We start from the raw sequence: 25,669 nt of genomic DNA, 5'->3' as shown, positions 1-25,669 counted from the left end.
CAGCAAATTACATGACAGAAATTAAAATATTTTCACCTGCAACGGTGGCAAATGTATCATGCGGATTTGACGTTTTAGGTTTTTGCTTAGACACGGTTGGTGATGAAATGATTGTTAGAAAAACAGCAGAAAAAGGAATTAAAATCACCAAGATTGAAGGTTTTGATTTACCATTTGAAGTTAAAAATAATGTAGCTGGTGTTGCCGCATTAGCCATATATAATGATGCAAAACCCAACTGTGGTTTTGAGATTGAAATTTACAAAAACATAAAACCAGGTAGCGGTGTTGGAAGTAGTTCGGCAAGTGCATCTGGAACTGTTTTTGCAATAAATAAATTACTAGGAAACCCTTATAACAATACACAACTCACAGATTTCGCCATGAAAGGAGAAGCTGTGGCAAGCGGTTGTGAACATGCTGATAATATTGCTCCTGCCCTATTTGGTGGATTTACCTTAGTAAAAAGCACTATTCCGCTTGAAGTGTTACAAATTCCAACACCTAGCCAATTATTTGCTACAGTAATTCATCCACAAATTGAGATTAAAACCTCTGAATCCAGAGCTATTTTACCTCAAAATATTCCTTTAAAAGACGCCATTACACAATGGGCAAATGTGGGGAGTTTAATTCATGCGTTGCACACCGATAATTACGAGTTAATTGGCAGATCATTAAATGATGTTGTTGTTGAACCACATAGGAGTCAGTTGATTCCTTATTTTAAGGACGTAAAAAAAACAGCTTTAAAACATGGCGCTTTAGGTTGTGGCATTTCTGGATCTGGACCTTCTATTTTTATGCTGAATAAAGGCCAAGAAAATGCATTAGCTGTTGAAAAAGCAATAGCCAATATATATGTCAAAACAGGAATTAAATTCCATACATATATTTCAAAAATAAATACTGAAGGCATAAAAATTATAAATGATTAATTATGAAATACTACAGTCTAAATAAAAAAGCACCCAACACCACATTTAAAGATGCAGTGATAAAAGGACTTGCGCCAGATAAGGGTTTGTATTTTCCTGAAACCATAACACCACTACCTAAATCATTTTTTGATTCAATTGACGAGCTTTCTTATGCCGAAATTGCTTTTGAAGCTATCAAACAATTTGCTTGTCCGGATATTCCTGAAGCCGTTTTAAAAACTATTATTGAAGACACACTTAGCTTTGATTTTCCTGTGGTGAATTTAGATAAGAAAATTTCAACATTAGAATTATTTCACGGTCCAACAATGGCATTTAAAGATGTTGGTGCTCGTTTTATGGCAAGATGTTTAGCCTATTTTAATACTGAAAACACAGAAAATGTAACCGTTTTAGTAGCCACTTCTGGAGATACTGGAGGTGCTGTTGCTAATGGTTTTTTAGGTGTAAAAGGCGTTGATGTTGTTATTTTATACCCTAGCGGAAAAGTGAGCGACATACAAGAAAAACAACTTACTACATTAGGTCAAAATATTACAGCTCTAGAAGTAGATGGTGTTTTTGATGATTGCCAAGATATGGTGAAGAAAGCTTTTTCTGATGAAGAATTAACTCGTAGAATGCAACTTACTTCGGCAAACTCAATAAATGTAGCACGTTGGTTACCGCAAATGTTTTATTTCTTTTTTGCCTACAAACAGTTACATTATAAACATGATAATATTGTATTTTCTGTACCTAGTGGTAATTTCGGAAATATATGTGCTGGTATGATGGCACAACAATTAGGTTTACCAATTTCTCATTTTGTAGCTTCAAATAACGCGAATAATAGTGTGACTGAATATTTAGAAAACGAAATTTATAAGCCTAAACCATCTGTACAAACTATAAGTAATGCAATGGATGTTGGCAACCCTAGCAATTTTATAAGAGTTCAGGAGATTTATAAGTCTAATTTTAATCGTTTAAAAGACAATTTATCATCTTTTAGTTTTTCGGATAACGCTACAAAAAATGCCTTAAAAGAAATTTATGAAACTTATAATTATGTTGCAGATCCACATGGTGCTGTAGGATATCTGGGAGCTAAAGCGTATTTAAAAATTCAGCCTAAAGCTCATGTCGTATTTTTAGAAACTGCACATCCTACTAAATTTTTAGAGGTTGTAGAAAAAGTTATTAATAACGAACAAGCGTTACCTAAACAGATTCAAGAGGTTGTAGGGAGAAAAAAAGTAGCTATTAAAATTTCGACTTATAATAATTTGAAAGATTTTTTATTGAAATAATTTGGATATAGAAAAGCATTTTTAAAAGCTATCAATTTTATAAAAATGTTTTCTATACACTATATATTCTTAGTATTCTTTTTCAAAATAGAAATAAGATCTTCCTTGTTAAAAGGCTTTGAAAGAATATCATCAAAACCTAAATCATTTAGTTTATTAATAATTTCAGTACTTGCCATATTGGCTGTAAATGCAATAACTGTAACCTCTGGTCTGTGTTTTTTAATATGTTTAATTGCTTTAAAACCATTCATTTTTGGCATTTCTAAATCTAAAAGCACTAAATCAATATCGTTGTGATTTTTTATATGCTCAATAGCTTCAAGACCATTTGTGCCTTCGTATATTTTAATAACATGTTTTTCTAAAAGTTTTTTAGCATACATCATGCTTACCATATTGTCTTCAACAATTAATACTGTTGATTTTAAATGAAAATCATGAAAAAGGTTTTCCTTATTAATCACCTCTTTTTTTGGAGCCAATGTTACTTGTTTTAGATTTAAAGTAAATTTAAAATGTGTGCCTTCATTTAATTTACTTTCTATTTTTATTTCAGAATCCATAGCCTCTATTATAGATTGAGAAATTGCTAATCCTAAACCTGTTCCTCCATAAACCGGATTATTTTCATTTTGAATTTGATGAAAACTTTCAAATACTTTATTTAAATTGTTTGGAGCAATACCAATTCCGGTATCAGAAACAACAAATGTAATTACCAAACTATCTTTCTTTGAATCAATTATTTTTGCTGAAAATATTATTTCCCCTTGCTCCGTAAATTTTATAGCATTTGAGATTAAGTTATATATCACTTGAGCAAAACGTTTTTCGTCTATATTAACAGCTAATCCCTTTAATTTAGGATCTATATATGAGTGTAGTTTTAAGTTCTTTTCTTCAGCATTGCTAATAAAAGGAATGGTAATTTTCTCTAAAAAATCATATAACACTTTTGGTTCTTCAAATAATTCAAAACGGCCAGATTCAATTTTATGAATATCTAACATATCGTTCACTAACAGTAACATGTTATTATTGCAATGATCTAATATCTCAAAATACTTTTTGTTTGGTGTTTCTGCATTATCATTACCTAAAATTAATTTCGTAACACCATTAATACTGTTAATTTGAGTACGTAATTCATGTCCTAAATTAGATAACACTCGAGTTCGCCTATCTTTTTCATTTTCAGCAAAATCTTTATCATTAGATATTTTATTTATAACCAATTTATTATGTGTAAGCGCTTGTAACGAAAATATCATCATAAGAATAAAATTAATAGATGAATTTAAAATAAAACGATTATGCACCTGATCTTTAGTTAAATTCTCATAATAATCAGAATACATTGGAGAAATTAAAAAAGAAATAATTAGAAATAAAATAATTAAAAAATACAGATTATTAGTTTGTCTCTTAAAATTAGTTTCTCGACGAATAATATAAGGTAAAGCAAAAAGGAATCCTAAAGGAAACCAATAATAACCTGACATAAACCCTTCTAAATAAGATAGAATAACGGTAGCAGTCCCTAAGCAAGCAAAAACTATGTAGGGTCCAGTTAAGTAATTCCGTTTTACAAGAAAAAGATATATCCCCACTAAAAAACCTAATAAAGAAAACAGAGCAAGAATTCCTGAAGGTATAAAACCATTATAAAAGCTAATAAACACATAATAACAATTAACAAAAATTGCAGAAAAATAAATAGCCATTCCAAGTTTAAAAAAGCTGTTTTCTTTAAATTCTTTAAATTCTTTAAAATCTTTAAATTTGGAAGAAGGCATTATTTTATTTATTGAGTTATTAGTTACCTACAAAATACGTCTTATTGAGCATTATATGCAAGTTGAACAAACCTTTTTATATTTATTTTAAGAGTAAACTCTTATTACTTCAATTTATCGCTTTTTCATTAAAATAGAGACAATTTTATTAAAAAATATAGATTAAAATACTTTAAAAGTATATCTATATTTTTTCAATACATTTGTATTATAAAATAAACCAAATTACAATGAAAAATACTGCTTTATCAACAACACACGAAGCTTTAGGAGCAAAAATGGTCCCTTTTGCAGGATACAATATGCCTGTACAATATGAAGGTGTAAATATTGAACACGAAACGGTACGTAAAGACGTTGGTGTATTTGATGTTTCTCACATGGGAGAATTTTTAATTGAAGGTCCTAACGCTTTAAACTTAATACAAAAAGTATGTAGTAATGATGCGTCAAAATTAACTATCGGAAAAGCACAATACAGTTGTATTCCTAATGACGATGGTGGTGTTGTAGACGATTTAATTATATACCAAATAAAAGAAGACACTTACTTATTGGTTGTTAATGCTAGTAATATTGAAAAAGATTGGAACTGGATTTCATCTAAAAACGATGTTGGTGCAGAGATGAAAAATATTAGTGAAGATTATTCATTATTAGCAATTCAAGGCCCAAAAGCTATTGAGGCCATGCAATCTGTTACAAGTCATGATTTATCAGCAATTAAATTTTACAACTTTGTAGTTGGAGATTTTGCAGGTGTTGAAAACGTTATTATTTCGGCAACAGGATATACTGGAAGTGGTGGATTTGAAATTTACTGTAAAAACGACGATGTTAAAAAAGTTTGGGATAATGTATTTAAAGCTGGAGCAGATTTTGGTATCAAACCAATTGGTTTAGCAGCAAGAGATACCCTACGTTTAGAAATGGGATATTGCCTTTACGGAAATGATATAAACGACACCACCTCTCCTATTGAAGCAGGTTTAGGATGGATTACTAAATTTAGTAAAACATTTACAAATTCTGAAGCTTTAGCAGCAGAGAAAGCTCGTGGAGCATCTCGTAAATTAGTTGCTTTTCAATTAGATGAAAGAGGAGTTCCTCGTCAAGGTTATGATATTGTTGATGGAGAAGGACAAAAAATTGGAGAAGTAACTTCAGGAACTATGTCACCTTCATTAGGAAAAGGAATTGGGTTAGGTTACGTACCAACAATTTTAGCTGGTGTAGATAGTAAAATAAATATTCAAATACGTAAAAATGCAGTTCCTGCAACCGTAGTAAAACTACCTTTTTACAAAGGATAATATATGATAGATTACCAAAATATTTTACAAAACATCTACCAATCGGTCACTCAAGAGCAAGATAAAGGTACAATTGCTTCTTATATCCCAGAGTTAGCCCATGTAGATTTAAATCATTTTGGAATCCATTTACAATTAGTTAATGGCAAAGAATTTGCCATAGGTGATACACAACAACCGTTATCAATACAGAGTATCTCAAAAGTGCTTACACTTGCTTTAGCAATGTCTAAAATGGGAAAAAAGATTTGGGAACGGTTGGATGTGGAACCTTCAGGAAACCCATTTAATCATTTATCGCTTTTAGAATTAGAAGAAGGTATTCCTAGAAATCCTTTTATTAACTCGGGAGCTATTGTGATTGCAGATATTTTAGTCTCCTGTTTTGATGATCCTAAAGCAGAATTTTTAAACTACGTTAGAGAAATCACCGGAGACCATAGTATCACTTACAACTTAAAAGTCGCACAATCAGAAAAAGATACAGGTTTTAAAAATTACGCGGCAGCAAATCTTTTAAAATCCTTCAATAATTTACACAATAATGTTGAAGATGTTTTAGATTTTTATTTTCACCAATGTGCGTTACAAATGAATTGTTCGCAATTATCAAAAGCCTTTATTCCGTTTGCCAACAAAGGAAAATGTTTAGCTAACAAAACACATTTATCAAAAAGTGAAGCCAAAAGAATTAACGCTATTATGTTAAGCTGTGGCTTTTATGATGAAGCAGGAGAATTTGCATTTAGAGTTGGTTTACCTGGAAAAAGTGGTGTTGGTGGTGGCATTGTAGCAGTGTTACCAAATGAATTTGTGATTTCGGTATGGTCACCAGGACTTAACGAACGTGGAAATTCGCAATTAGGAATGCAAGCTTTAGAGCAATTTACAACACTCAGTAACCAATCTATTTTTTAATACGCATAAATTATCGCATTTATGAAACCCATTGAAAACAAACATCGCATACTTATTTTAGGCGCTAGTGGTTTTCTTGGAAACACACTATACAAAGAGTTATACGCTTATTATAACACTTTTGGAACCTACAGAACACCAACAAAAGATTTTTATAAAAACCAACATTTTTTTCATTATAATATGGAAGAAGATGATGTATTTGATATTTTAAACAGCGTAAAACCAACCATCATTATTTCTGCTTTACGAGGCGATTTTTCGGCACAACTTATAGCACATTCACATCTTATTGAATACATTACAACTCATGAAACTAAATTAATTTTTATGTCTTCAGCAAATGTATTTGACGCGTATAGCAAATTTCCGAGTTACGAAAACGACAAAACATTAAGCACAAGTATTTATGGGCATTTCAAAATTAAAATTGAAAATATGCTCTTACGTTTACCAAAAACAAAATACGCCATTATAAGGTTACCAATGGTTTTTGGCTCGCAATCACCAAGAATTCAAGAAATAAAATTATTCTTAAAAGAAAAAGCACCTATTGAAGTGTTTCCAAATTTAATAATGAATGTTGCTACTCACACCAAAATCACACAACAAATTCATTATATCATAAACCGTAATGAATCTGGTATTTTTCACTTAGGAAGTTCTGATTTAGTACATCACGAAGAATTTATTAAAGAAATCACCACAGGATTAAAAGCTCAAAAACCAGTATTCAAGCAAGTTTACACAACAAATAACGACAGATATCTGGCTGTTTTACCAAAAGACAACCTCTTACCAAAACATTTACAACTTACAAGTAAAGAAATTTTAACAGAGTTAGCTATTTAGTTGATTAGCCCTTTTAAAATCACTAAATTTAAAGTCTAAAATATTTAGCATATATGATAAAATTAACCAAAGACGCTATTGAGAAAAACTTATTACGTTTTCCAGATTGGGAATACTACGATAATGCTATTCATGCAGAATTTGAATTCGATAATTTTAAAGATTGTTTTAGTGCCATGAGCCGTATTGCCTTTGAGTGTGAAGCACAAAATCATCACCCAAATTGGAGTAACGTTTACAATATGCTAAACATATCATTATCTACACACGATGCCAATGGCGTTACTGATAAAGATTTTAAACTCGCAGAAGCTATAGAACAAATTGTAGAAGTTGAAGACTAACAATTTTTATACCATGAGTTTTTTTTTAAATTTGCAACACAGATAGAAATATTCGCTCGTTTTAAAAGAGCACATTAAATACATTAAAGATATGGGAAGAGCTTTTGAGTTCCGTAAAGCAAGAAAAATGAAACGTTGGTCTGCCATGAGTAAAGCATTTACTCGTATTGGTAAAGACATCGTAATGGCTGTAAAAGAGGGTGGTCCAGATCCTGCAAGTAATTCACGTTTAAGAGCTGTTATACAAAATGCTAAGGCTGTAAATATGCCAAAGGATAATGTAGAGCGCGCTATTAAAAAGGCAAGTGAAAAAGATCAAGGTGATTATAAAGAAGTTTTATTTGAAGGTTATGCACCTCACGGAATTGCAATTTTAGTTGAAACTGCAACCGATAATAATACAAGAACAGTAGCAAACGTACGTAGCTATTTTAATAAATGTGACGGAAGTTTAGGAACTTCTGGATCAGTTGTTTTTATGTTTGATCATACTTGTAATTTCAGAATTAATGCTGAAGGATTAGATCCTGAAGAATTAGAATTAGAATTTATTGATTTTGGTGCCGAAGAAATATTCGCTGATGATGATGGTATTTTAATTTATGCGCCTTTTGAAAACTTTGGAACCATTCAAGCTGAATTAGAAAGACGTGAGATAGAAATTTTATCTTCAGGTTTTGAGCGCATTCCACAAGTTACAAAACCATTATCTTCTGCAGATGATATAGCTGATGTAGAAAAACTTTTAGAAAAACTTGAAGAAGATGATGATGTACAAAACGTATATCACACTATGGAAGAAACTGCTGAATAAGTTTCACCTCTATTTTATTCTCAAACACTATAAAGAAAGGTTATCATTCATTTTGATAGCCTTTTTTACTGAAATATAATTTCAACTTAAAAAACACATCCTATGTCACAACAACTTATCCAAACATTTTATACTGCGTTTTCAAAATTTGATGCAGAAACGATGACCAATTGCTATCACGACGATGTTGTTTTTGAAGATCCAGCTTTTGGTGCTTTAAAAGGAACACGTGCCAAAAATATGTGGAAAATGCTTTGTGGCTCACAAAATGGTAAAGATTTTAAAGTTTCGTTTTCTGATATTACTGAAGATAGCGCAAAATGGGAAGCTTTTTATACTTTTAGTCAAACCAATAAAAAGGTACACAATAAAGTAACAGCACATTTTGAGTTTAAAGATGGAAAAATTATAAAACATACCGATCATTTTAATCTTCACAATTGGGCAAAACAGGCTTTAGGTTTTAAAGGTTTACTTTTAGGAGGAACATCTTTTTTTAAGAAAAAACTCAATACACAAACCAACGGTATACTTTCTAAATTTGAAAAAAAATCATAAAAAAAAGGTATTTCGCTAAGTGTGAAATACCTTTTTTGTTTTGTTGTATGTCTGTTTCTTTTTAGGGACTCAGTAAGTTTACTTTATGTTTCAGATAACCAACCATTTAATATGGTTTCAAAAGGCATGCCAAACTATGAATATTCTGGCTTCTTCCCTACTACACCTTTAAAAAACTTATGCATTTCTTTAAAGTCTGCTTCCATATCGTCAGTAAGATAAAAAGGCTCTGAAATTTTATTTTGCTTGTTTTTAAAATCAAGCGTAAACATAATAATTGGCACATTTGCAGCTTTAGCAATATAATAAAAACCGGTTCGCCACTGCTCTACTTTTTTTCGGGTACCCTCAGGAGCTAATGTCATCCTAAATTCTTCTTGCCCTTTAAATAAGTTAGCAATTGCATCTACTTTATTCTCGTTATCCTGACGGTTAATTGGCGCACCACCAACACTGCGTAAATACCACCCAAGCGGACCTACAAAAAGTTCTTTTTTACCAATAAAATTGGTCTTTACATTACAAATTTTACGCAATAAAACACCAATATAAAAGTCGTGCCAACTCGTATGTGGTACGGCTATAATTATAGCTTTTTTTACGGTATCTTTTGAAAAATTGCTGTTTCCAACAATCTTCCAACCCATAATTTTAAAGTAAATAAATTTTGCTATCCAACGCATATTACATCTTTTCGTATAATGATCGTAATTTTTCTCTTGTAATAGTATGTCTCCAATCTTTTCCTAATGCATTTTCCCAAAGTGGCTCTAAACTTAAGGCAACATCAATCATAATGTCAAATTCTTTATCATTTAAATTTGCACAAATACCTTGAGGCAACTCTATATTGTGAACTTTTTTCATTTGTTTAAATAGTTTCACTCCATCTGGATAAAACTCTTCTAAATGATCAAAAACAATACAATTTCCAACGCCATGTTTAGTTCCTAACAAATAACCTAAGCCATAACTCATAGCATGCGCAACCCCTACTTGAGAATATGCAATACTCATTCCACCATGCCAAGACGCCATCATTAATTTGTCTTGCGCCTCTTCTTCTGTAAGTGTATCTTCTAAAAAAATTTCTTTACATAACTCAAAAGCTTTTTCACCATAACTTTCGCTAAATGCATTAAGATAGGTTCCTGTAAGTGATTCTACACAGTGAATATAGCAATCCATTCCTGTAAAAAACCATTGTTGTTTTGGAACATCTTTAGTTAATTCTGGATCTAAAAGTACTTGATCAAAAGGGGTGTAATCGGAGTTAATACCTAATTTACGTTCTGGACCTGTAAGTACCGTTGTACGCGACACCTCTGCTCCTGTTCCCGAAATTGTAGGAATACCAACGTGATAAATTGCTGGACTTTTTACTAAATCCCAACCTTGGTAATCTTTAGCTTCACCAGTATTAGTAATCATAATTGCTACAGCTTTGGCTAAATCTAAAATTGTACCACCACCAACACCAATAATACCGGAAGGTCGTGCTTTGTGGCTTAAAATAATTTGTTCAACTAAGGCATCAACTTGCGATGTTTTAGGTTCTTCTTTTGCTGATATATAAATTAATTGATCGCAGTAACCTAAAGGAATACGAGATATAAGATCTGCATTACCTTCAAATACATCGTCAACCAAAAAAATAAATGGCGCGTTAACACTTAATCGTTTTGGCTCAAGAAGATCCCCTAATTGATTAAAACTACCACGTCCAAAAATAACTCTGGATACCATTGGAAAATTTTTATAACTCATTGACTTTTGGTCTTTATGTTGTAAAATTTATTATTTATCTAAATATTTTTGAAATAACTCTGAAAACTGTCCTACGTGATACCCATCTACAAGAGCATGATTTACGTTAATAGCCACATTCATTATCATTTCATTATCTACTATTTTTGTTTTTCCGAACGCTAATTTAGGAATTGAATCTTCAATACCAGAAACAGGTTCTTTATGTCCTGAAAAATCAGTCCATGGTAATGCCGAACAATGCACACAATTTAATTCGTTTTTAGGCGGAAATAAATCTGTTGTAAATTTTACACGCTCTTTTTCGGCATTTAAATTTAATGAAAACTCGTTAAAATTAGCGCTGTAATCTACAAACGAAAACCCAAAAGTTTCATCATCTCTTAATAATGTTGGAGACGCATGTATCACATCATAATGTACTACTTTGCCATCCAAAATTCTATATTTTAAATTTTCAATACCATTTATAGCTTTCATACAAGCATGCAGATAAGTGGTAAAAAAACTAATTTTATTATCTTTTGAAAACTGATAGGCTTTTGTGACGTTAAACGGAATAGTGACTCCAAAAAAGGGGTCTTTAAGCGTCATAAAATGCTCAAAGTGCTGTTTTCTATTCCATGTATTTATATCTAAAACCGTCATCAGTTATACTAGTAATTTTGGTAATTCTGAAATTGAATTCAGTGTTTTATATGCTTTTCCATTAATGTCTTTTGCTTCTACTTGTTCATGTATCCATGTGGTATGAAATGGAATATGAACCGCTTGAGCTTTTAAATTCACTAAAGGAATAATATCTGATTTTAATGAATTTCCTATCATTAAAAACTCCGAAGGTTTAATATCCAAATGGTTTAGTAATTTTGAATAATTAGCTTCTTTTTTATCACTTAACACTTCTATATGATGAAAATAATCCAACAAACCAGAACGTTCTAATTTTCGTTCTTGATCTAATAGATCTCCTTTTGTGGCAACTATTAGCTTGTAATGTGGCGCTAATGTTTTTAAAACATCTTCTACGCCTTCTATGAGTTCAACAGGTTGATTAATCATTGTTTTTCCAATGTCTAATATTTTTGAAATAGTCTCGTTAGATATCGTATTATTTGATAATTCTAAGGCCATTTCAACCATTGATAACACAAAACCTTTTACACCATAACCGTAAACAGAGAGGTTTTTCATCTCCATTTTAAAGAGTTCTTGATCTATTTTATTAAGGGTTTCAAAACCACTTAACAATTTAGCAAACTCAGCTTCGGCATCTCTAAAATAGGTTTCGTTAACCCATAAGGTATCATCGGCATCAAAACCAATTACTTTTATGTTATTATAGTTTACTTCCATAGTTTTTTTGCGCGTTCTAAATCTTCTGGTGTGTCAATTTCTACGCCTTCAACATCTGTTTCTACCATTTTAATTTTCTTCCCATATTCTAAATATCGAATACATTCAATTTTTTCGGTAGCTTCAATAAATTGCATTGGTAGTTTTTCAAAATCTAAAAGTGCTTGTTTTCTAAAGGCATAAATTCCTTTATGTTTAAAATAGCGTGCTCCTGCTTCTTTATCTCTAGGATATGGAATTGGGCTGCGTGAAAAATACAAAGCAAAATTGTTTTGATCTACAATGACTTTAACGGTATTAGGATTTTTTATTTCATCCCAATCTTTAATTTCAACCATTAAAGATGCTAAATCAATATTTTTTTCGGTATCATCTCTAAAAACTTCAATCACTTTTTTCAGACTTTCCGCTTCTGTAAAAGGCTCATCACCTTGTACATTTACAACAATATCAACATCCAAATCTGCTACAGCTTCGGCAATACGATCACTACCAGATTGGTGTTCTTTTATGCTCATAATAGCTTTACCACCATTATTTACAATTTCATCAAATATAATTTTGCTATCTGTTACTACGTATACGTCGTCAAAAAGTTGAGTTGCAATTGTAGCTTCGTAAGTTCTTAAAATAACCGTTTTTCCTGCTAAATTCTGCATGAGTTTTGCTGGAAAACGTGTTGCACTGTAACGTGCCGGAATCATTGAAATTATTTTCATATTTACTAAGGAGAATTTCTATTCAAAAATATAAATTTTTAAAGGACTTTAGGCTTTTGAAGGTTTAATTTTTTTGAAAATTTTATAAATCACATAGAGTGAGAAAATAGTCAAAATAAATCCAATAATTGGAAGGAATATAGAGAAAACAGACATTACTATTGAACTTCCTGTTTCAACAGTAGCAATTACCGGGTTTCCAAAACCTGCAGCAGCCACAGATGATGTTACTCTACTTGCGCTTGCTGTACTTTTTATGGCTGCGGCAGTTCCTCCTCCTGCAATAATTGCTAATGCCCAAGTAATTACAGGACTTAAATCGGCAACGGTAGAAACCATTACTGCCGTACCAGCAATTGTAGCTAGTGGGATGGCAATAGTATCGAGAAGGTTGTCTACAAATGGAATATAATATGCTGAAATTTCAACAATTGTAGCCACTCCAAGCGCTACCACTGCTGTTAAACTTCCAATCCATTGCCAAGATTCATTAAGTTCCCAGACGTTAAAATAGGATGCTAGACTTAAAGCGAATAAAGGCACAAAAACCCTAAAACCAACCGAAGCTGCAAGTCCTATGCCTAAAAAAATACTAATAAGTGTTTCAAATGTCATTTAATCTGTTTTTTTACAATATGGATAACACAAAGTTTGCCAAACTTTAGTTTTCAAAAAAATCGTCTTTAAAACCTATAAGATATACTTTTTCTTTGGCACGAGTTACTGCGGTGTATAACCAACGCATATAATCTTTATCTATGCCATTTGGCAGATATGGTTGTTCTACAAAAACAGTATTCCATTGTCCACCTTGAGATTTATGACAGGTAATTGCGTATGAAAATTTAACTTGAAGCGCATTAAAATGTTTATTTCCTTTTATTTTTAGAAATTTACGATAATTTGAAGTTTCATCTTCATAATCTTTTTGAACCTCTTGATATAGCTTATTTGAATCTTCATAAGTTAAAGATGGAGTTTCTGCTTCAATAGTGTCTAACATTAAAACGGTTTCAAAAGGTTGCATATTTGGATAATCTACCATTTTTACTTTTACTTCCGCAAAGCGAAAACCATATAATTCTTGAATGCTAAAAATTTCTAATACCTGAATAATATCACCATTAGCAATAAAACCAGCTTCGGTAGTTGGTTTTAACCAGAAATAATTATTCTTCACCACCATTAAATAATCACCAGCACTTAATTCGCTTTCATTAAAAAGAATGCGGTTTCGTATCTGCTGATTATACATATTAGCTCGCTTATTACTTCTTACAATAATAGCCGTTTCTTCGTGCCCGTTATAACTAAAGGAATCATTAATAGCATCCATAATTTCATGACCATCAATAAGACGAATAATATCATCAAACCCATTTAGGTTAAACTTAAAACCATCGTAAAATGTTTCTTCTAAAGCTTCTCTTATTAAGGTGGCATTCATTAAAATTCCCGAATCTTGCCCTTGTCTAACCACTTCATCCAATTCAATACCACTAACCTCTTTATTATAGGTTAAATTTAAAACGTGCGCATCTAGCGCGGGACTTAAATCTGATTTTACTGGCGGTAATTGTGCTTTATCTCCAATAAGTAATAATTTACATTTATGTCCGGAGTACACATATTGCATTAAATCTTCTAATAATGAATTGCCTTCGGAAAATTTAGAATCTGAAGGTGTATCAGGAATCATAGAAGCTTCATCAACTATAAATATGGTATTTCGATGTTTATTAGGTTGCAAAACAAATTTCACACCACCTCCTTTATCTTTTTTTGGAAAATATATTTTTTTATGAATAGTAAACGCTTCTTTCTTTGAATAGTTAGAAATCACTTTAGCAGCTCGTCCTGTTGGTGCCATTAAAACGGCATTAGTTTTAGCTTCCCAAAGATTAGAAACTAAGGTACCTATAATGCTTGTTTTTCCTGTTCCAGCAAATCCTTTAAGTAAATATAAAGCATCTAATGCGTCATTAAAAACAAAATCAGAGAGTTGCATAAGCACTATATTTTGCTTGGTAGTAGGTTGAAAAGGAAATTTTTTCTTTAAAAGTTTATAAAAATCGGAACTGGTCATATATTTATTTTGAAAAAGAGAGAAATGGCAAGGTACAACTTATATCACATAGCCTTAAAAGATTAATCTAAAAAAAATAAGCACTTTTGATCAAAAAATTTAATATATTCTTTTTTTTAACTCTTTTTTATTTATAATGATTTTCGTGAATAAAAAAAAATTGTAGATTTGCGTAACACCTTTAATAAAATAAAAAAAATAACTAACTATGTTAACAATAATTATTGGAATTGTAATTGTTATATTTCTTACGATAGGAATCGTTTGGATTATTGACAAATTTGTGCCTAAAAAATTAAAACCCGTATTAAACATTGCACTATGGGCAATCATCATTTATTTAGGGTATGCAACCTTTATGTCTGTTTATGGAGAAATTCAATTTAATCAACTAAAAGACAAACGTTATGCTGTTGTAATTGAAAACTTAAAAGATCTTAGAGATGCTGAATTAGCACACAAAACTGTTACTGGAAAATTCACTGGTGATTTTGATGAGTTAGTGAAATTTATTGATTCTGCTCAATTTACAATTACACAAAGAAGAGATTCTAGTATTGTTGATGAAGAATTAACAAAACGTTACGGTGGTGTAACAACTACAAAAGATATTGTAATTATTGATACTTTAGGATTTGTACCAGTAAAAGATTCTCTTTTTGGAACAGATACTCGTTACAAAACAATGATAAATGTACCTGTAGGAAAAGAAGGGGCTAAATTTGAACTTCAAGCTGGTATGTTAGAAGACATTCCTGTATTTGAAGTTTCAGTACAAAAATCTATTGTTCTTGATGGTCAAGATAAAAATCTTATCAAAAAAGAAGAACAAGTAATTTCAGTTGACGGAATTAACGGACCAACAATTAAAGTAGGTTCAATGAATGAAGTTAAAACCAACGGAAACTGGCCAAAAAACTACTCAAAAGAGTAATAATTTGACTACAAATAATAACAAAGCATTGTCCATTCAAATTAATTTGAGTGGACTTTCTTTTTGTATAATTAACCAAGGAGATCGTAACATTGAATTTTTACAAGACATTCCTTTTGGTAAAAAGTGTACTCCCTTTGAAGTTTTAGAACAATTAAAATCGGCCTTAGATGATAATCCTATTTTTAAAACTGATTTTGATGATGTCACCATCATTTATCAAAACGAACTCTCAAATTTAGTCCCTAAAGAATTATTTAATGAAAATAATTGTGCCGACTATTTAAAGTTTAATGCTAAGATTTTAAAATCTGATTTCATTTCTTTTGATATTCTTAAAACTGAAGATACCGTAAATGTTTACGTGCCATTAGTGAATATCAATAACTTTATTTTTGAACGTTTTGGTGAGTTTGAATACAAACACGCATCAACCGTTTTTATTGACACAACATTACAAAACACTAGCGAAACACCAAGTATTCATATTAATGTGAATGCGAACACTTTTGAAATATTAGTTACCGAAAACTCAAAAATATTGCTTTATAATACTTTTGAATATACGACTAAAGAAGATTTCATTTATTATATCCTCTTTACTGTTGAACAGTTGAAACTAGACCCAGAAACTGTAAAATTATTACTAAGCGGGCAACTATTAAAAGATGACACACTTTATAATATAGCTTATAAATATATAAGACATGTTAACTTTGTAACACCAAAATATCCGTTTACATTTACAGAAAATTTATCAATTACACACCAAAATTATATCATACTAAATAGCTTTAACTAATGCGAATCATATCAGGTGAATTTAAAGGCAGACGAATTACTGCACCCAAAAAACTTCCAGTACGTCCTACAACAGATATGGCTAAAGAAGCATTGTTCAATATTATTAATAATTTATATTATTTTGATGACGTTTCTGTTTTAGATTTATTCTCAGGAACAGGAAATATAAGTTACGAATTTGCTTCACGAGGTACCGAAAAAATACTTAGTGTTGATGCGCACTTTGGATGTATTAAATTTATAAACGAAACCGCTGAGGCTTTCGAAATGGATATACAAACCATAAAAAGTGACGTATTTAAATTCTTAGAAAAATCAAAACAAAAACATACTATAATTTTTGCAGATCCTCCTTACGATTTTGATGTAGAGAGTTTTTCAAAAATTCCTAATCTTGTATTTCAAAATGAATTACTTGAAGAAGGTGGTGTTTTAATTGTTGAGCATTCAAAACATACAGATTTATCACATATTACAAACTACCACTACTCTAAGAGTTACGGTGGAAATATGTTTAGCTTTTTTGAAATTGTAGAAGACGAACAAGAATAAAACCTAATTATCCTATAAAAACAAAGCCTTTTGAATTTACATTCAAAAGGCTTGTTTGTTTAAGTAAATCTATAAGCCGAATTCTGTATCAAAGAAACTTTGACCCTTATCATTTATCTACGTGTACTGTTACCAGCACACTTTAGCTGCCTACCCTCCAACAATCGAGCGTGCAGCCCTCAAGCGTTGGTATACATGACATTGCACCACATAGAGTTTACCTGGTTTCACTACAGCATTACCTGTACATACTTTCTGTTGCACTTTTCCTAGCCTCACGACCGGTGGCCGTTAACCACTATGATTGCACTATGGTGTTCGGACTTTCCTCCATTTGTAAAACAAACAGCGATAAGGCGATTTACTTGGGCGCAAATGTACAATTAACAAATGCTATTTTCTAAAATATGAGGTTTAAAAATCTTCAGTATGATAAAATTTACAGTTCAAAAAAGGTAAGTTCTTAAAAAACAGGGGGGATTCTTTAAAATTATTAAAAATGTTAATAACTAACCCTTAAAAAAATCAGTATAAAGCGTATAATTTGAGCTATATTTTTAAATTTGTAATTCATTAAGATGTCAATGGAACACTTTATAGTATCAGCTCGTAAATACAGACCCCAAACGTTTAAGGACGTTGTAGGGCAGCAAGCTATTACCAATACTTTATTAAATGCCATTGAAAACAATCACTTAGCCCAAGCCTTATTATTTACAGGACCACGTGGAGTTGGTAAAACAACCTGCGCTCGTATTTTATCTAAAATGATAAATAGTGATGGTAATGAAACTGCAGATGAGGATTTTGCTTTTAATATTTTTGAACTTGATGCGGCGTCAAACAACTCGGTAGATGATATTAGAAATCTTACTGATCAAGTTAGAATACCGCCACAAGTTGGAAAGTATAAAGTGTACATTATTGATGAGGTACATATGTTATCTCAAGCAGCTTTTAATGCCTTTTTAAAAACATTAGAAGAACCACCTAAGCATTGTATTTTTATACTTGCAACTACCGAAAAACATAAAATTATACCAACTATTTTATCACGTTGTCAAATTTTCGACTTTAAACGTATTACGGTAAAAGATGCTAAAAACTACTTAAAATATATTGCTGAAGAACAAGGTGTTGTTGCCGAAGATGATGCACTTCATATTATTGCTCAAAAAGCAGATGGAGCTATGCGTGATGCTCTTTCTATATTTGATCGAGTAGTTAGTTTTTCTGGTAAAAACTTAACACGACAAGCCGTTACCGAAAACCTTAACGTATTAGATTACGAAACTTATCTTACAAGTACCGATTTAATTCTTGAGAATAAAATTCCGGAGTTACTTATACAGTTCAATACGACCCTATCAAAAGGATTTGATGGGCAACATTACATTGCCGGATTAGCGTCTCACTTTAGAGATTTAATGGTGTGTAAAAACCCACAAACTTTAGAGCTTTTAGAAGTTGGAGAGGATACTACAATTAAGTATGCTGATCAATCTAAAAAAACATCAATAGACTTTTTACTAAAAGGTATTGAGCTCGCCAACGATTGTGATCTCAAATATAAATCCAGTAAAAACCAACGACTCCTCGTCGAACTTACTTTAATGCAACTTGCCTCTATCACTTTTGATGGAGAAAAAAAAAATAGCAAACGGTTCATAATTCCGGCATCTTATTTTAGAGCAAAAGGCATTACTCCTATAAAAATTTCACCTAAACCTGAAGCTCAAAATACAGCTACAGCAACTACTCCTGCCAAAACAGAACCGGTAGCAGTAAAAGCACCACCAAAACCTGAGCCTCCAAAATTGGTGGCTAAAAAACTAGGAAGTGCAACATCTGGATTATCTTTAAGTAGTATTAGAGCTAAAAAAGAACATCTTATAAAACAGATGGAAGTTGTTGTAGATCCTGAAGATTTACCAAAAGAAGATTTTACAGAAGAAGCTTTTCATACGGCTTGGAATCAATATATAGATCAAATTGACGCTAAAGGAGAAAAGATCATGTCTTCTATTCTTAACATGCGAAAACCTGTTTTAAAAGGGTTAATTATCAATCTAGAATTTCCTAACGAATCTTTAAAGATTGAATTAGAGCGTGCGCAATTTCCGCTAATGGAGCATTTAAGAAGCACCTTAAAAAATTACGAATTAACTTTAGCTATTAATGTAAACGAAGAAGTTGCTAAAAAGTACGTGTTTACTGACGAAGATAAATTTGAGAAACTTAAAGAAAAAAATCCTAACTTAGAACTTCTTAGAAGTCGATTTAGTTTAGATTTATAATTTTTCAATCTTATGAAATACGTCGCATTATTTTTTATAATTTTAAGTATTTGCTTAACTAGTTGCGATAGCAGAACATCTCATAGCGACTCCTTAAAAAAAGCGATTTCAGAATTTAACGATAAACAATTACAACTCGATATAATTACTATTACACCAGAAAACTATACCGAAATAGTTACAGACACACTTATAGGTGATGTTTTTAATGTTCATATAAAAAACTATAGTGTAATGGACAAGAACATTCTTATAAATACACAACAAGTTTCAAATCAAAAAACTATAGATTATCACCGTATTTTTGAATCTGAAATAGCAGTAACAACTCCACAGAAAACGGTTTTTTCAACCTTAATTTCTACTGAAGATTTTAAGACCAATCACCCGTTTTGGGATCGTGCTATTTTACAACATGTTTGGGTAAATCAAGAAGCATCAACTGCAACAAATGTAGCGATTGATATTGCATTTGAAGACCCAAAAACTAAAGCTTATAAATTATATCAAATGTCGGTTGATGCATTTGGTACACAACAACTATTTTTAAAAGAAGAACACATATAATATGCTCGGTTTAAAACTTCCAACAGATCCTAGATGGGTAAACATTGTTGAAAAAAACATTGAAGATATCCTTACAGACCACGCTTATTGCGAACAAAAAGCAACAAGTACGGCCATTTCATTAATTGTAAGTTTTCCAGAATACACGGATCTTGTACAAGAAATGGTGGCCTTAGTAAAAGAGGAAATTAGCCATTTTAAAATGGTACATGATAGAATTATTGCTAACGGTTGGGTTTTAGGTAGAGACCGAAAAGACGACTATGTATTAAGCTTAATTAAATTTTTTCCTAAAGGCGGAAGCAGAACCACACAATTAGTACACCGTTTACTTTATGCGGCTTTAATTGAAGCCAGAAGTTGTGAGCGTTTTAGATTATTATCGGAAGAATTAGAGGATAAAGAATTAGCTGAATTTTACAGAAAATTAATGGTTAGTGAAGCCAATCATTACACTATGTTTTTAGGATTTGCAAGACAATATGGTGACCGTGAAGAAGTAGATCAAAAATGGCAAGATCTTTTAGATTTTGAAGCAGAAATAATGAAAGATTTAAGTAAAAGTCAAACAATACACGGGTAAAAAGCTGTTGTTGAGTTATAAAATGAAACAAAAAAAAGCTCTGAATATTTAATATTCAGAGCTTTTTTTATGTGATTTATTCTGGTTATATTTTTAATCCTATACCAAATTGAAACGTCATGTTTTTAGCTTCAAGATTTTTAGTATGCTCATCTAAGATGTTAGTTAAACCGTAGTGTACACGAGAATCTATAAATAACTCATCGGTTAGCATATACTCCAATCCTCCTACTAAAGAAAATGCGAATGTTGAAAATCCATCCCTTTCTTCCCATGTTTTTAAACTAGCCATCGGACCAACACCTGCAGTAAATTTATCTCCAATTCCATAACGTAACATAACTGGTAATTGAATGTAATCTGCTCTTAAATCTTCAGATTTCCCACCTTCAGCAGAATATTGAAGTTCTACTAATAAAGATAAACTTTCTGTAAAACCATAATCAACAAATCCACCAAAAGCAAACCCGTTTCTATGTTCGTTATCAAATGTAGGACCTGGTTTAAAATCTAAATTTGAAATATTTAATCCTGCTCTAACTCCGTAGTGTAATTCTTGTGAAAAACTTAAGACTGTAAAACAAGTAAAGGCTATAAGTAAAATGTTTTTTTTCATGTTTTTATATTGATTGAGTGTCTGAATATAAAAGTTATTTTATTAAACTAACTAATTATTAGATATCTATCTTAAAAAACAAGTTAAACGGTTACTTTATCTAACATATTAATACTAGATACTGTTTTGTAGTAAACACTTTTAATAATACCATCTGAAAGTCCAATTTTAGGAACATAAATATCTTTAGCACCACTCCATTTCATTGCAGATAAATAAATACGAGTTGCCGGAATAATTACATCGGCTCTATCTTGATTTAAATCGAGTTCTGTAATACGTTCTTCGTATGAATACGTTTGGAGTTTATTATAATATGACGTTAAATAAAAATAGGTTAATGGTTTGCCTAATGCTTTTCCTGAAATCTTAAATATTTTATTAATATTTCCACCAGAACCAATAAGATCTAATTTATCAAAACTACCAGTATTCTGTTTTATCCAGGTTTCAAGCTCGTTCCAAGTTTCCTTTTTCACAATATCATTTAGCAACCTAACCGTACCTATTTTAAAAGATTTTGAAGCTACAGTTTCTCCATGATGAATCACTGAAAACTCAGTACTTCCTCCCCCAACATCTACATATAAATAGGTTTTATTAGGATCTATATAGCTATTTAAATCTGTTGCAGCAATAATAGCAGCTTCTTCTTCTCCATTAATAATATCAATTTCAATTTTAGCTTGTTTTGAAATTAGCTTTGAAATTTCTTCTCCGTTAGTAGCTTCTCGCATTGCCGAAGTTGCACAAGCTTTATAATTAACTACTCTGTGGGATTTCATTAAGAGTCTGAATGCTGTCATGGTATCGAGCATTCGTGTTTTATTTTCTTCGGAAATTTCACCATTTAAAAACACATCGGCACCCAAACGGATTGGTACACGAACTAAAGAGTTTTTTTTAAATCTTGTTGGTTTCCCTTTTTGTTCAATAATATTAGAAATGAGTAGTCGTACTGCATTAGAACCTATATCTATCGCAGCGTATTTTTTTATAGATAACATGTGATTTTTAGATTTTATTTAAATAATAATCATACGTTTCAAATTGCGCTCTAACTTTTGGCAAATCGTTACGTTTATATTGATTGTCTTGAATTTCGTTTAAAATACGAGATTTTACGTTATCATTCCAACAAATATCAAAAATATCTAAAAGTTCTTGTTTAATTCCTTCATCATAAATAGGACAAGTGACTTCTACCCTATTTTCAATATTACGTGTCATCCAATCTGCCGATGAAATAAAAACTTTATTTTCGTTATTATTACAAAACACATACAGTCTTGTGTGCTCTAAAAACTTATCAATAATACTTACAATTTCTATGTTTTCGCTCATGCCTTTTACACCTGGCACAAGGCAACAAATTCCACGAACAATCATTTGAATTTTTACACCAGCTCTACTTGCTTCATAAAGCTTATCAACCATAGTATAACTTGATATACTATTCATTTTCAATTTAATAAATGCTGGTTTTCCTGCCTTTACATTTGCAATTTCGTTATCTATAAGTTTAAAGAATTTTGTTTTAGTATAATGTGGCGATGTAATGATATGTTTGTATCTGTATATGCGATAATTAGCATCAAAAAAAGCGAAAACTTTATTTAAATCTTTAAGGATTTTTTGATCGGCAGTAAAGAGTGTGAAGTCGGTATAGATTTTAGCTGTAGATTCGTTAAAATTTCCAGTACTTATAAATCCATAACGTTTTAATTTGGCATTTTCTTCGCGCTCAATAACACACATTTTACTGTGTACTTTTAATCCGGTAACACCAAATAACATATTTACACCTTCGTCTTGCATTTGCTCTGCATAATCAATATTTGCTTGTTCATCAAAACGGGCTTGTAACTCAATAGAAACAGTTACTTTTTTTCCGTTTTTTGCAGCATTAATTAACGAACTTGCCACGTGCGAAATTTGTGCTAAACGGTAAATAGTAATTTTTATAGTTTTCACCTGAGGATCTAGTGCAGCTTCACGTAAAAATTTCACCACATATGAAAAGGTATGATATGGTGTATATAATAAATAATCTTTTTCTGAAATAGTTGTAAAAATACTACTTTGAAGACTTAATCCTTTTACTGGTAATGCTTTAATTTTATCGTATAATAGGTCTTTTCTTCCTAAACTTGGAAAGCCCATATAATCGCGACGATTATGGTAACGTCCTCCAGGAATAACACTATCGCTAGATTCAATTTCCATTTTACCCATTAAAAATTGTAACGTTTCGGTATCAATTGTTTTATCATATACAAAACGAACAGGATCTCCTACTTGACGGTGTTTTACACTTTCGGAAATTTTATCAATAAAACTTTTACTTAAATCACTATCAAAATCTAACTCACCATCTCTGGTAATTTTTATCATATGTGCAGAAATACTACTATAATCAAATATATTAAAAATATCATCTAAGCAATAACGTAATAAGTCATCGAGCATAATGATATAATCGGTATCATTTTTTCGAGGTAACACAACAAAACGATCTATAGATTTTGGAATTTCAATAAGAGCATATTGCGTGTCTCCTGTCGCTAAAACCATTTTCACAGCTAAATAAGCCGAAATATCTTTAAGAACGGGTAGTTTTACATCATCATTAAGAATTATTGTTACTAAAGCGGGGCTTACTTTTTGAATAAAATAATTTTGAATAAACTCATCTTGAGATTCATCTATTTGAGTCTCATTAATAATATGAATATTTTCTTCTTCAAGTTTTTCTTGAATATTATTTAAAATATCTAAACTCTCACTTTGCTTTTTAATAACAACTTGTGTAATTTTTTCTAATAAATCATTAGCTCTAATTCCACCTAACGCGTTTTTACCAGCTTTACCTGCTTCAACAATTCGTTTTACAGTGGCATATCGTACTTTAAAAAATTCATCGAGATTATTGGAGAAAATCCCTAAAAAACGTAAACGTTCAATTAATGGTACTGTTTCATCTGCAGCTTCTTGTAAAACTCTTGCGTTAAATTGTAACCAACTTAACTCTCTATTTACGTAAGTATTTTTCTCCTTTATCATTAATAATACATATTTATACTTCTACAAAGATATCCTATTTATATAATATTTTTTAATTCAGAAATAAATAAAACAATAATTTAATCTTAGAAAATTATATTGTGATTCTATACTCAAAAGTAGTTTCTAATTTATTTATAAAGTTTAGGGTATAACACCTGCTCTACTTTACCGTTTCCTATGTGATTCCAGTCTTCAATATCAAACTTCATAACCACTACGCCACTGGTTGGTAAATTATCAATTTTAAGGTTACTTAATTCGTTAGAAAGTGCTGTAAAGGCATGATTATGACCGAATAAAATAACATTATCTACCGAATTATTTATTCTTTTAATAAAACGAAGCACTTTATGTCCACCAAAATCATACAAATCCTCTTCGATGTGCAACAAATCGGTATTAACCTTTAAATTTTTCATAAATATATTACAAGTAGCTAATGCACGTTCAGCGGGGCTACAAAACACAATATCAGGTGGTATAAATACAGCTTTTAGTTTTTTACTAACTATTGCTGCATCTTCATTACCGCTATTTTTTAGTGGGCGATATAAATCGTCAATTTCATGCTCCCAAGAGGATTTTGCATGTCTTATTAATGTTAAGTTTTTCATAAAAAAATTCGTTTAAGTGCAAAAAACATCGATTAAATATGTGATAAATCCGTTTTAACGAGTATTTTTGTCTATTCAACACTTATATTTGCTAAACATATTAGTAATCAGTTGATTTGTATTATAAAATTAATGTAATTGATCCCAAATCTAAAATATATTAATGTATTCTAATTTATGCTGCTAACCACACATATCCTTCTATATATACATATAATTTAGATCTTCATAAAATTTGTTTTTCAACATCTAATATATGAATGATTTTTCTGTATCAATAATTATTGATTTTAATAAACAAAAACAGAATATCAAACAGTTACACTTTTTAACGTCATGATTATGAAAAACAAAATTACAATACTACTAGTAATCTTAATATCGATTTTGATTAACACAGTTAGTTTTTCTCAAACAAACACAATTCACAATTTAACTGAAAGGAATGCAAATAGTAATGCTAGAACAGCAAGTCCTGCAAATTCTATTACTAACTACCCTACTCATTTATTATACGATTTACAATCGTCTGTTTATATTGAAAATAATACAGTTATAAGTGTAAACGGTGTAACTTCTCCTAAAGTGTTAAAATTAAAAGATACACAATCTTTTGAAATCATAAAAACACGAAACAAACTTTATAAGGATATTGAAATGATTACAATAAACTTAAAAGATATATCAGATTTATCAACTGTTTTTGATGTTGATTCCATAAGAGGCTTTAATCATCTTAAATATATTTATATAAAAAGTGATTTTAACTTAACTGAAAATCAAATTCTTCAATTTATCATAAATGCAGATCCAGAGATCAGTATTTTTTACAAAAATATAGACCGTTCATAATATTGCTATTAACTTAACAAAGTTA

27 protein-coding genes and 1 other RNA gene are annotated in these 25,669 nt (G+C 30.8%); 15 read left to right on the top strand and 13 right to left on the bottom strand.

The window, feature by feature from the left end:
* The first annotated feature begins 11 nt into the window (after positions 1-11).
* Entirely contained in the window at positions 12-938 is a 927-nt protein-coding gene (locus tag ACU4C5_RS12225; protein ID WP_446844493.1) for a homoserine kinase, read from the top strand.
* A gap of 2 nt (positions 939-940) precedes the next feature.
* Positions 941-2,233, top strand: coding sequence for a threonine synthase (thrC, locus tag ACU4C5_RS12220; RefSeq protein WP_446844492.1), 1,293 nt, complete (start codon positions 941-943; stop codon positions 2,231-2,233).
* 59 nt (positions 2,234-2,292) lie between these two features.
* On the opposite strand, the gene ACU4C5_RS12215 is transcribed toward thrC, so the two are convergent.
* Complete coding sequence (locus ACU4C5_RS12215; RefSeq protein ID WP_446844491.1) at positions 2,293-4,032, bottom strand: ATP-binding response regulator; 1,740 nt, start codon at positions 4,030-4,032, stop codon at positions 2,293-2,295.
* Between the two features lie 230 nt (positions 4,033-4,262).
* Here ACU4C5_RS12215 and gcvT point away from each other — a divergent pair, with 230 nt between their 5' ends.
* From gcvT to ACU4C5_RS12185, 6 genes are all read left to right on the top strand, one after another.
* Positions 4,263-5,345 carry a glycine cleavage system aminomethyltransferase GcvT gene (gene gcvT / locus ACU4C5_RS12210; RefSeq protein ID WP_446844490.1) on the top strand — a complete coding sequence of 361 codons (1,083 nt, stop codon included), beginning with the start codon at positions 4,263-4,265 and terminating at the stop codon, positions 5,343-5,345.
* A gap of 3 nt (positions 5,346-5,348) precedes the next feature.
* Positions 5,349-6,263, top strand: a complete 915-nt coding sequence (locus tag ACU4C5_RS12205) for a glutaminase (RefSeq protein WP_446844489.1) — start codon at positions 5,349-5,351, stop codon at positions 6,261-6,263.
* Between the two features lie 21 nt (positions 6,264-6,284).
* A complete protein-coding gene (locus ACU4C5_RS12200) occupies positions 6,285-7,115 on the top strand; it encodes a sugar nucleotide-binding protein (protein ID WP_446844488.1) in 831 nt (276 codons plus the stop codon).
* A 53-nt stretch (positions 7,116-7,168) separates the two neighbouring features.
* Positions 7,169-7,459 (top strand): 4a-hydroxytetrahydrobiopterin dehydratase, encoded by a 291-nt coding sequence (locus ACU4C5_RS12195; protein ID WP_446844487.1) that lies wholly within the window; start codon positions 7,169-7,171, stop codon positions 7,457-7,459.
* A gap of 91 nt (positions 7,460-7,550) precedes the next feature.
* The gene (locus tag ACU4C5_RS12190; protein ID WP_446844486.1) at positions 7,551-8,273 is read left to right on the top strand and encodes a YebC/PmpR family DNA-binding transcriptional regulator; all 723 of its coding nucleotides are present in this window, start codon (positions 7,551-7,553) and stop codon (positions 8,271-8,273) included.
* A gap of 102 nt (positions 8,274-8,375) precedes the next feature.
* The gene (locus ACU4C5_RS12185) at positions 8,376-8,831 is read left to right on the top strand and encodes a nuclear transport factor 2 family protein (protein ID WP_446844485.1); all 456 of its coding nucleotides are present in this window, start codon (positions 8,376-8,378) and stop codon (positions 8,829-8,831) included.
* Positions 8,832-8,965: 134 nt separating this feature from the next.
* On the opposite strand, the gene ACU4C5_RS12180 is transcribed toward ACU4C5_RS12185, so the two are convergent.
* Genes ACU4C5_RS12180 through ACU4C5_RS12150 form a run of 7 tightly spaced genes read right to left on the bottom strand, consistent with a single transcriptional unit; the run spans position 8,966 to position 14,759 of the window.
* A complete protein-coding gene (locus tag ACU4C5_RS12180) occupies positions 8,966-9,514 on the bottom strand; it encodes a 1-acyl-sn-glycerol-3-phosphate acyltransferase (protein WP_446844484.1) in 549 nt (182 codons plus the stop codon).
* A 1-nt stretch (position 9,515) separates the two neighbouring features.
* A complete protein-coding gene (locus tag ACU4C5_RS12175) occupies positions 9,516-10,598 on the bottom strand; it encodes an iron-containing alcohol dehydrogenase family protein (RefSeq protein ID WP_446844483.1) in 1,083 nt (360 codons plus the stop codon).
* Positions 10,599-10,628: 30 nt separating this feature from the next.
* Entirely contained in the window at positions 10,629-11,246 is a 618-nt protein-coding gene (locus ACU4C5_RS12170; RefSeq protein ID WP_446844482.1) for a CatA-like O-acetyltransferase, read from the bottom strand.
* Between the two features lie 3 nt (positions 11,247-11,249).
* The gene (locus tag ACU4C5_RS12165) at positions 11,250-11,954 is read right to left on the bottom strand and encodes an HAD family hydrolase (RefSeq protein WP_446844481.1); all 705 of its coding nucleotides are present in this window, start codon (positions 11,952-11,954) and stop codon (positions 11,250-11,252) included.
* Positions 11,945-12,673 (bottom strand): 3-deoxy-manno-octulosonate cytidylyltransferase, encoded by a 729-nt coding sequence (kdsB, locus tag ACU4C5_RS12160; protein ID WP_446844480.1) that lies wholly within the window; start codon positions 12,671-12,673, stop codon positions 11,945-11,947. The genes ACU4C5_RS12165 and kdsB overlap by 10 nt, the downstream gene beginning before the upstream one ends.
* 48 nt (positions 12,674-12,721) lie before the next feature.
* Positions 12,722-13,288, bottom strand: a complete 567-nt coding sequence (locus ACU4C5_RS12155) for a DUF4126 domain-containing protein (RefSeq protein ID WP_446844479.1) — start codon at positions 13,286-13,288, stop codon at positions 12,722-12,724.
* 46 nt (positions 13,289-13,334) lie between these two features.
* Entirely contained in the window at positions 13,335-14,759 is a 1,425-nt protein-coding gene (locus ACU4C5_RS12150; RefSeq protein WP_446844478.1) for an ATP-dependent DNA helicase, read from the bottom strand.
* Positions 14,760-14,967: 208 nt separating this feature from the next.
* Here ACU4C5_RS12150 and ACU4C5_RS12145 point away from each other — a divergent pair, with 208 nt between their 5' ends.
* From ACU4C5_RS12145 to rsmD, 3 genes are read left to right on the top strand one after another with little or no spacing between them, the layout of a single operon-like run.
* Positions 14,968-15,693, top strand: coding sequence for a hypothetical protein (locus tag ACU4C5_RS12145; protein WP_446844477.1), 726 nt, complete (start codon positions 14,968-14,970; stop codon positions 15,691-15,693).
* 4 nt (positions 15,694-15,697) lie between these two features.
* The gene (locus ACU4C5_RS12140) at positions 15,698-16,495 is read left to right on the top strand and encodes a DUF3822 family protein (RefSeq protein WP_446844476.1); all 798 of its coding nucleotides are present in this window, start codon (positions 15,698-15,700) and stop codon (positions 16,493-16,495) included.
* Complete coding sequence (rsmD, locus tag ACU4C5_RS12135) at positions 16,495-17,049, top strand: 16S rRNA (guanine(966)-N(2))-methyltransferase RsmD (protein ID WP_446844475.1); 555 nt, start codon at positions 16,495-16,497, stop codon at positions 17,047-17,049. The genes ACU4C5_RS12140 and rsmD overlap by 1 nt, the downstream gene beginning before the upstream one ends.
* Positions 17,050-17,105: 56 nt before the next feature.
* Here rsmD and rnpB read toward each other — a convergent pair.
* An RNA gene (gene rnpB / locus ACU4C5_RS12130) (RNase P RNA component class A) lies at positions 17,106-17,417 on the bottom strand.
* A gap of 216 nt (positions 17,418-17,633) precedes the next feature.
* Here rnpB and dnaX point away from each other — a divergent pair.
* The 3 genes from dnaX to ACU4C5_RS12115 are packed head-to-tail and all read left to right on the top strand — an operon-like array spanning position 17,634 to position 20,496.
* Complete coding sequence (gene dnaX, locus ACU4C5_RS12125) at positions 17,634-19,346, top strand: DNA polymerase III subunit gamma/tau (RefSeq protein WP_446844474.1); 1,713 nt, start codon at positions 17,634-17,636, stop codon at positions 19,344-19,346.
* A 12-nt stretch (positions 19,347-19,358) separates the two neighbouring features.
* The gene (locus tag ACU4C5_RS12120) at positions 19,359-19,913 is read left to right on the top strand and encodes a hypothetical protein (RefSeq protein WP_446844473.1); all 555 of its coding nucleotides are present in this window, start codon (positions 19,359-19,361) and stop codon (positions 19,911-19,913) included.
* Between the two features lies 1 nt (position 19,914).
* The gene (locus ACU4C5_RS12115) at positions 19,915-20,496 is read left to right on the top strand and encodes a MiaE family protein (protein ID WP_446844472.1); all 582 of its coding nucleotides are present in this window, start codon (positions 19,915-19,917) and stop codon (positions 20,494-20,496) included.
* 85 nt (positions 20,497-20,581) lie between these two features.
* Here the strand turns inward: ACU4C5_RS12115 and ACU4C5_RS12110 are convergent, their stop codons facing one another.
* The 4 genes from ACU4C5_RS12110 to ACU4C5_RS12095 form a co-directional block, all read right to left on the bottom strand.
* Positions 20,582-21,112: a porin family protein gene (locus tag ACU4C5_RS12110; RefSeq protein WP_446844471.1), complete on the bottom strand. Its 531-nt coding sequence runs from the start codon at positions 21,110-21,112 to the stop codon at positions 20,582-20,584.
* A gap of 83 nt (positions 21,113-21,195) precedes the next feature.
* Positions 21,196-22,119 carry a Ppx/GppA phosphatase family protein gene (locus tag ACU4C5_RS12105; protein WP_446844470.1) on the bottom strand — a complete coding sequence of 308 codons (924 nt, stop codon included), beginning with the start codon at positions 22,117-22,119 and terminating at the stop codon, positions 21,196-21,198.
* Between the two features lie 7 nt (positions 22,120-22,126).
* Positions 22,127-24,175 (bottom strand): polyphosphate kinase 1, encoded by a 2,049-nt coding sequence (gene ppk1 / locus ACU4C5_RS12100; RefSeq protein ID WP_446844469.1) that lies wholly within the window; start codon positions 24,173-24,175, stop codon positions 22,127-22,129.
* 131 nt (positions 24,176-24,306) lie between these two features.
* Positions 24,307-24,792, bottom strand: a complete 486-nt coding sequence (locus ACU4C5_RS12095; RefSeq protein ID WP_446844468.1) for a SixA phosphatase family protein — start codon at positions 24,790-24,792, stop codon at positions 24,307-24,309.
* A gap of 342 nt (positions 24,793-25,134) precedes the next feature.
* Here ACU4C5_RS12095 and ACU4C5_RS12090 point away from each other — a divergent pair, with 342 nt between their 5' ends.
* The gene (locus tag ACU4C5_RS12090) at positions 25,135-25,644 is read left to right on the top strand and encodes a hypothetical protein (protein WP_446844467.1); all 510 of its coding nucleotides are present in this window, start codon (positions 25,135-25,137) and stop codon (positions 25,642-25,644) included.
* The last annotated feature ends 25 nt before the right edge of the window (positions 25,645-25,669 follow it).

The organism is Lacinutrix undariae (assembly GCF_052934785.1).
Note: the sequence above shows the minus strand (reverse complement) of the source record. Positions and strands in the feature narration are given on the sequence as shown.

What these genes read in the sequence shown, in the direction of transcription:
- ACU4C5_RS12225 (WP_446844493.1), top strand. Translation starts at nt 12, where the DNA reads ATGACAGAAATTAAAATATTTTCACCTGCAACGGTGGCAAATGTATCA.
- thrC (WP_446844492.1), top strand. Translation starts at nt 941, where the DNA reads ATGAAATACTACAGTCTAAATAAAAAAGCACCCAACACCACATTTAAA.
- ACU4C5_RS12215 (WP_446844491.1), bottom strand. Translation starts at nt 4,032, where the DNA reads ATGCCTTCTTCCAAATTTAAAGATTTTAAAGAATTTAAAGAATTTAAA.
- gcvT (WP_446844490.1), top strand. Translation starts at nt 4,263, where the DNA reads ATGAAAAATACTGCTTTATCAACAACACACGAAGCTTTAGGAGCAAAA.
- ACU4C5_RS12205 (WP_446844489.1), top strand. Translation starts at nt 5,349, where the DNA reads ATGATAGATTACCAAAATATTTTACAAAACATCTACCAATCGGTCACT.
- ACU4C5_RS12200 (WP_446844488.1), top strand. Translation starts at nt 6,285, where the DNA reads ATGAAACCCATTGAAAACAAACATCGCATACTTATTTTAGGCGCTAGT.
- ACU4C5_RS12195 (WP_446844487.1), top strand. Translation starts at nt 7,169, where the DNA reads ATGATAAAATTAACCAAAGACGCTATTGAGAAAAACTTATTACGTTTT.
- ACU4C5_RS12190 (WP_446844486.1), top strand. Translation starts at nt 7,551, where the DNA reads ATGGGAAGAGCTTTTGAGTTCCGTAAAGCAAGAAAAATGAAACGTTGG.
- ACU4C5_RS12185 (WP_446844485.1), top strand. Translation starts at nt 8,376, where the DNA reads ATGTCACAACAACTTATCCAAACATTTTATACTGCGTTTTCAAAATTT.
- ACU4C5_RS12180 (WP_446844484.1), bottom strand. Translation starts at nt 9,514, where the DNA reads ATGCGTTGGATAGCAAAATTTATTTACTTTAAAATTATGGGTTGGAAG.
- ACU4C5_RS12175 (WP_446844483.1), bottom strand. Translation starts at nt 10,598, where the DNA reads ATGAGTTATAAAAATTTTCCAATGGTATCCAGAGTTATTTTTGGACGT.
- ACU4C5_RS12170 (WP_446844482.1), bottom strand. Translation starts at nt 11,246, where the DNA reads ATGACGGTTTTAGATATAAATACATGGAATAGAAAACAGCACTTTGAG.
- ACU4C5_RS12165 (WP_446844481.1), bottom strand. Translation starts at nt 11,954, where the DNA reads ATGGAAGTAAACTATAATAACATAAAAGTAATTGGTTTTGATGCCGAT.
- kdsB (WP_446844480.1), bottom strand. Translation starts at nt 12,673, where the DNA reads ATGAAAATAATTTCAATGATTCCGGCACGTTACAGTGCAACACGTTTT.
- ACU4C5_RS12155 (WP_446844479.1), bottom strand. Translation starts at nt 13,288, where the DNA reads ATGACATTTGAAACACTTATTAGTATTTTTTTAGGCATAGGACTTGCA.
- ACU4C5_RS12150 (WP_446844478.1), bottom strand. Translation starts at nt 14,759, where the DNA reads ATGACCAGTTCCGATTTTTATAAACTTTTAAAGAAAAAATTTCCTTTT.
- ACU4C5_RS12145 (WP_446844477.1), top strand. Translation starts at nt 14,968, where the DNA reads ATGTTAACAATAATTATTGGAATTGTAATTGTTATATTTCTTACGATA.
- rsmD (WP_446844475.1), top strand. Translation starts at nt 16,495, where the DNA reads ATGCGAATCATATCAGGTGAATTTAAAGGCAGACGAATTACTGCACCC.
- dnaX (WP_446844474.1), top strand. Translation starts at nt 17,634, where the DNA reads ATGGAACACTTTATAGTATCAGCTCGTAAATACAGACCCCAAACGTTT.
- ACU4C5_RS12120 (WP_446844473.1), top strand. Translation starts at nt 19,359, where the DNA reads ATGAAATACGTCGCATTATTTTTTATAATTTTAAGTATTTGCTTAACT.
- ACU4C5_RS12115 (WP_446844472.1), top strand. Translation starts at nt 19,915, where the DNA reads ATGCTCGGTTTAAAACTTCCAACAGATCCTAGATGGGTAAACATTGTT.
- ACU4C5_RS12110 (WP_446844471.1), bottom strand. Translation starts at nt 21,112, where the DNA reads ATGAAAAAAAACATTTTACTTATAGCCTTTACTTGTTTTACAGTCTTA.
- ACU4C5_RS12105 (WP_446844470.1), bottom strand. Translation starts at nt 22,119, where the DNA reads ATGTTATCTATAAAAAAATACGCTGCGATAGATATAGGTTCTAATGCA.
- ppk1 (WP_446844469.1), bottom strand. Translation starts at nt 24,175, where the DNA reads ATGATAAAGGAGAAAAATACTTACGTAAATAGAGAGTTAAGTTGGTTA.
- ACU4C5_RS12095 (WP_446844468.1), bottom strand. Translation starts at nt 24,792, where the DNA reads ATGAAAAACTTAACATTAATAAGACATGCAAAATCCTCTTGGGAGCAT.
- ACU4C5_RS12090 (WP_446844467.1), top strand. Translation starts at nt 25,135, where the DNA reads ATGAAAAACAAAATTACAATACTACTAGTAATCTTAATATCGATTTTG.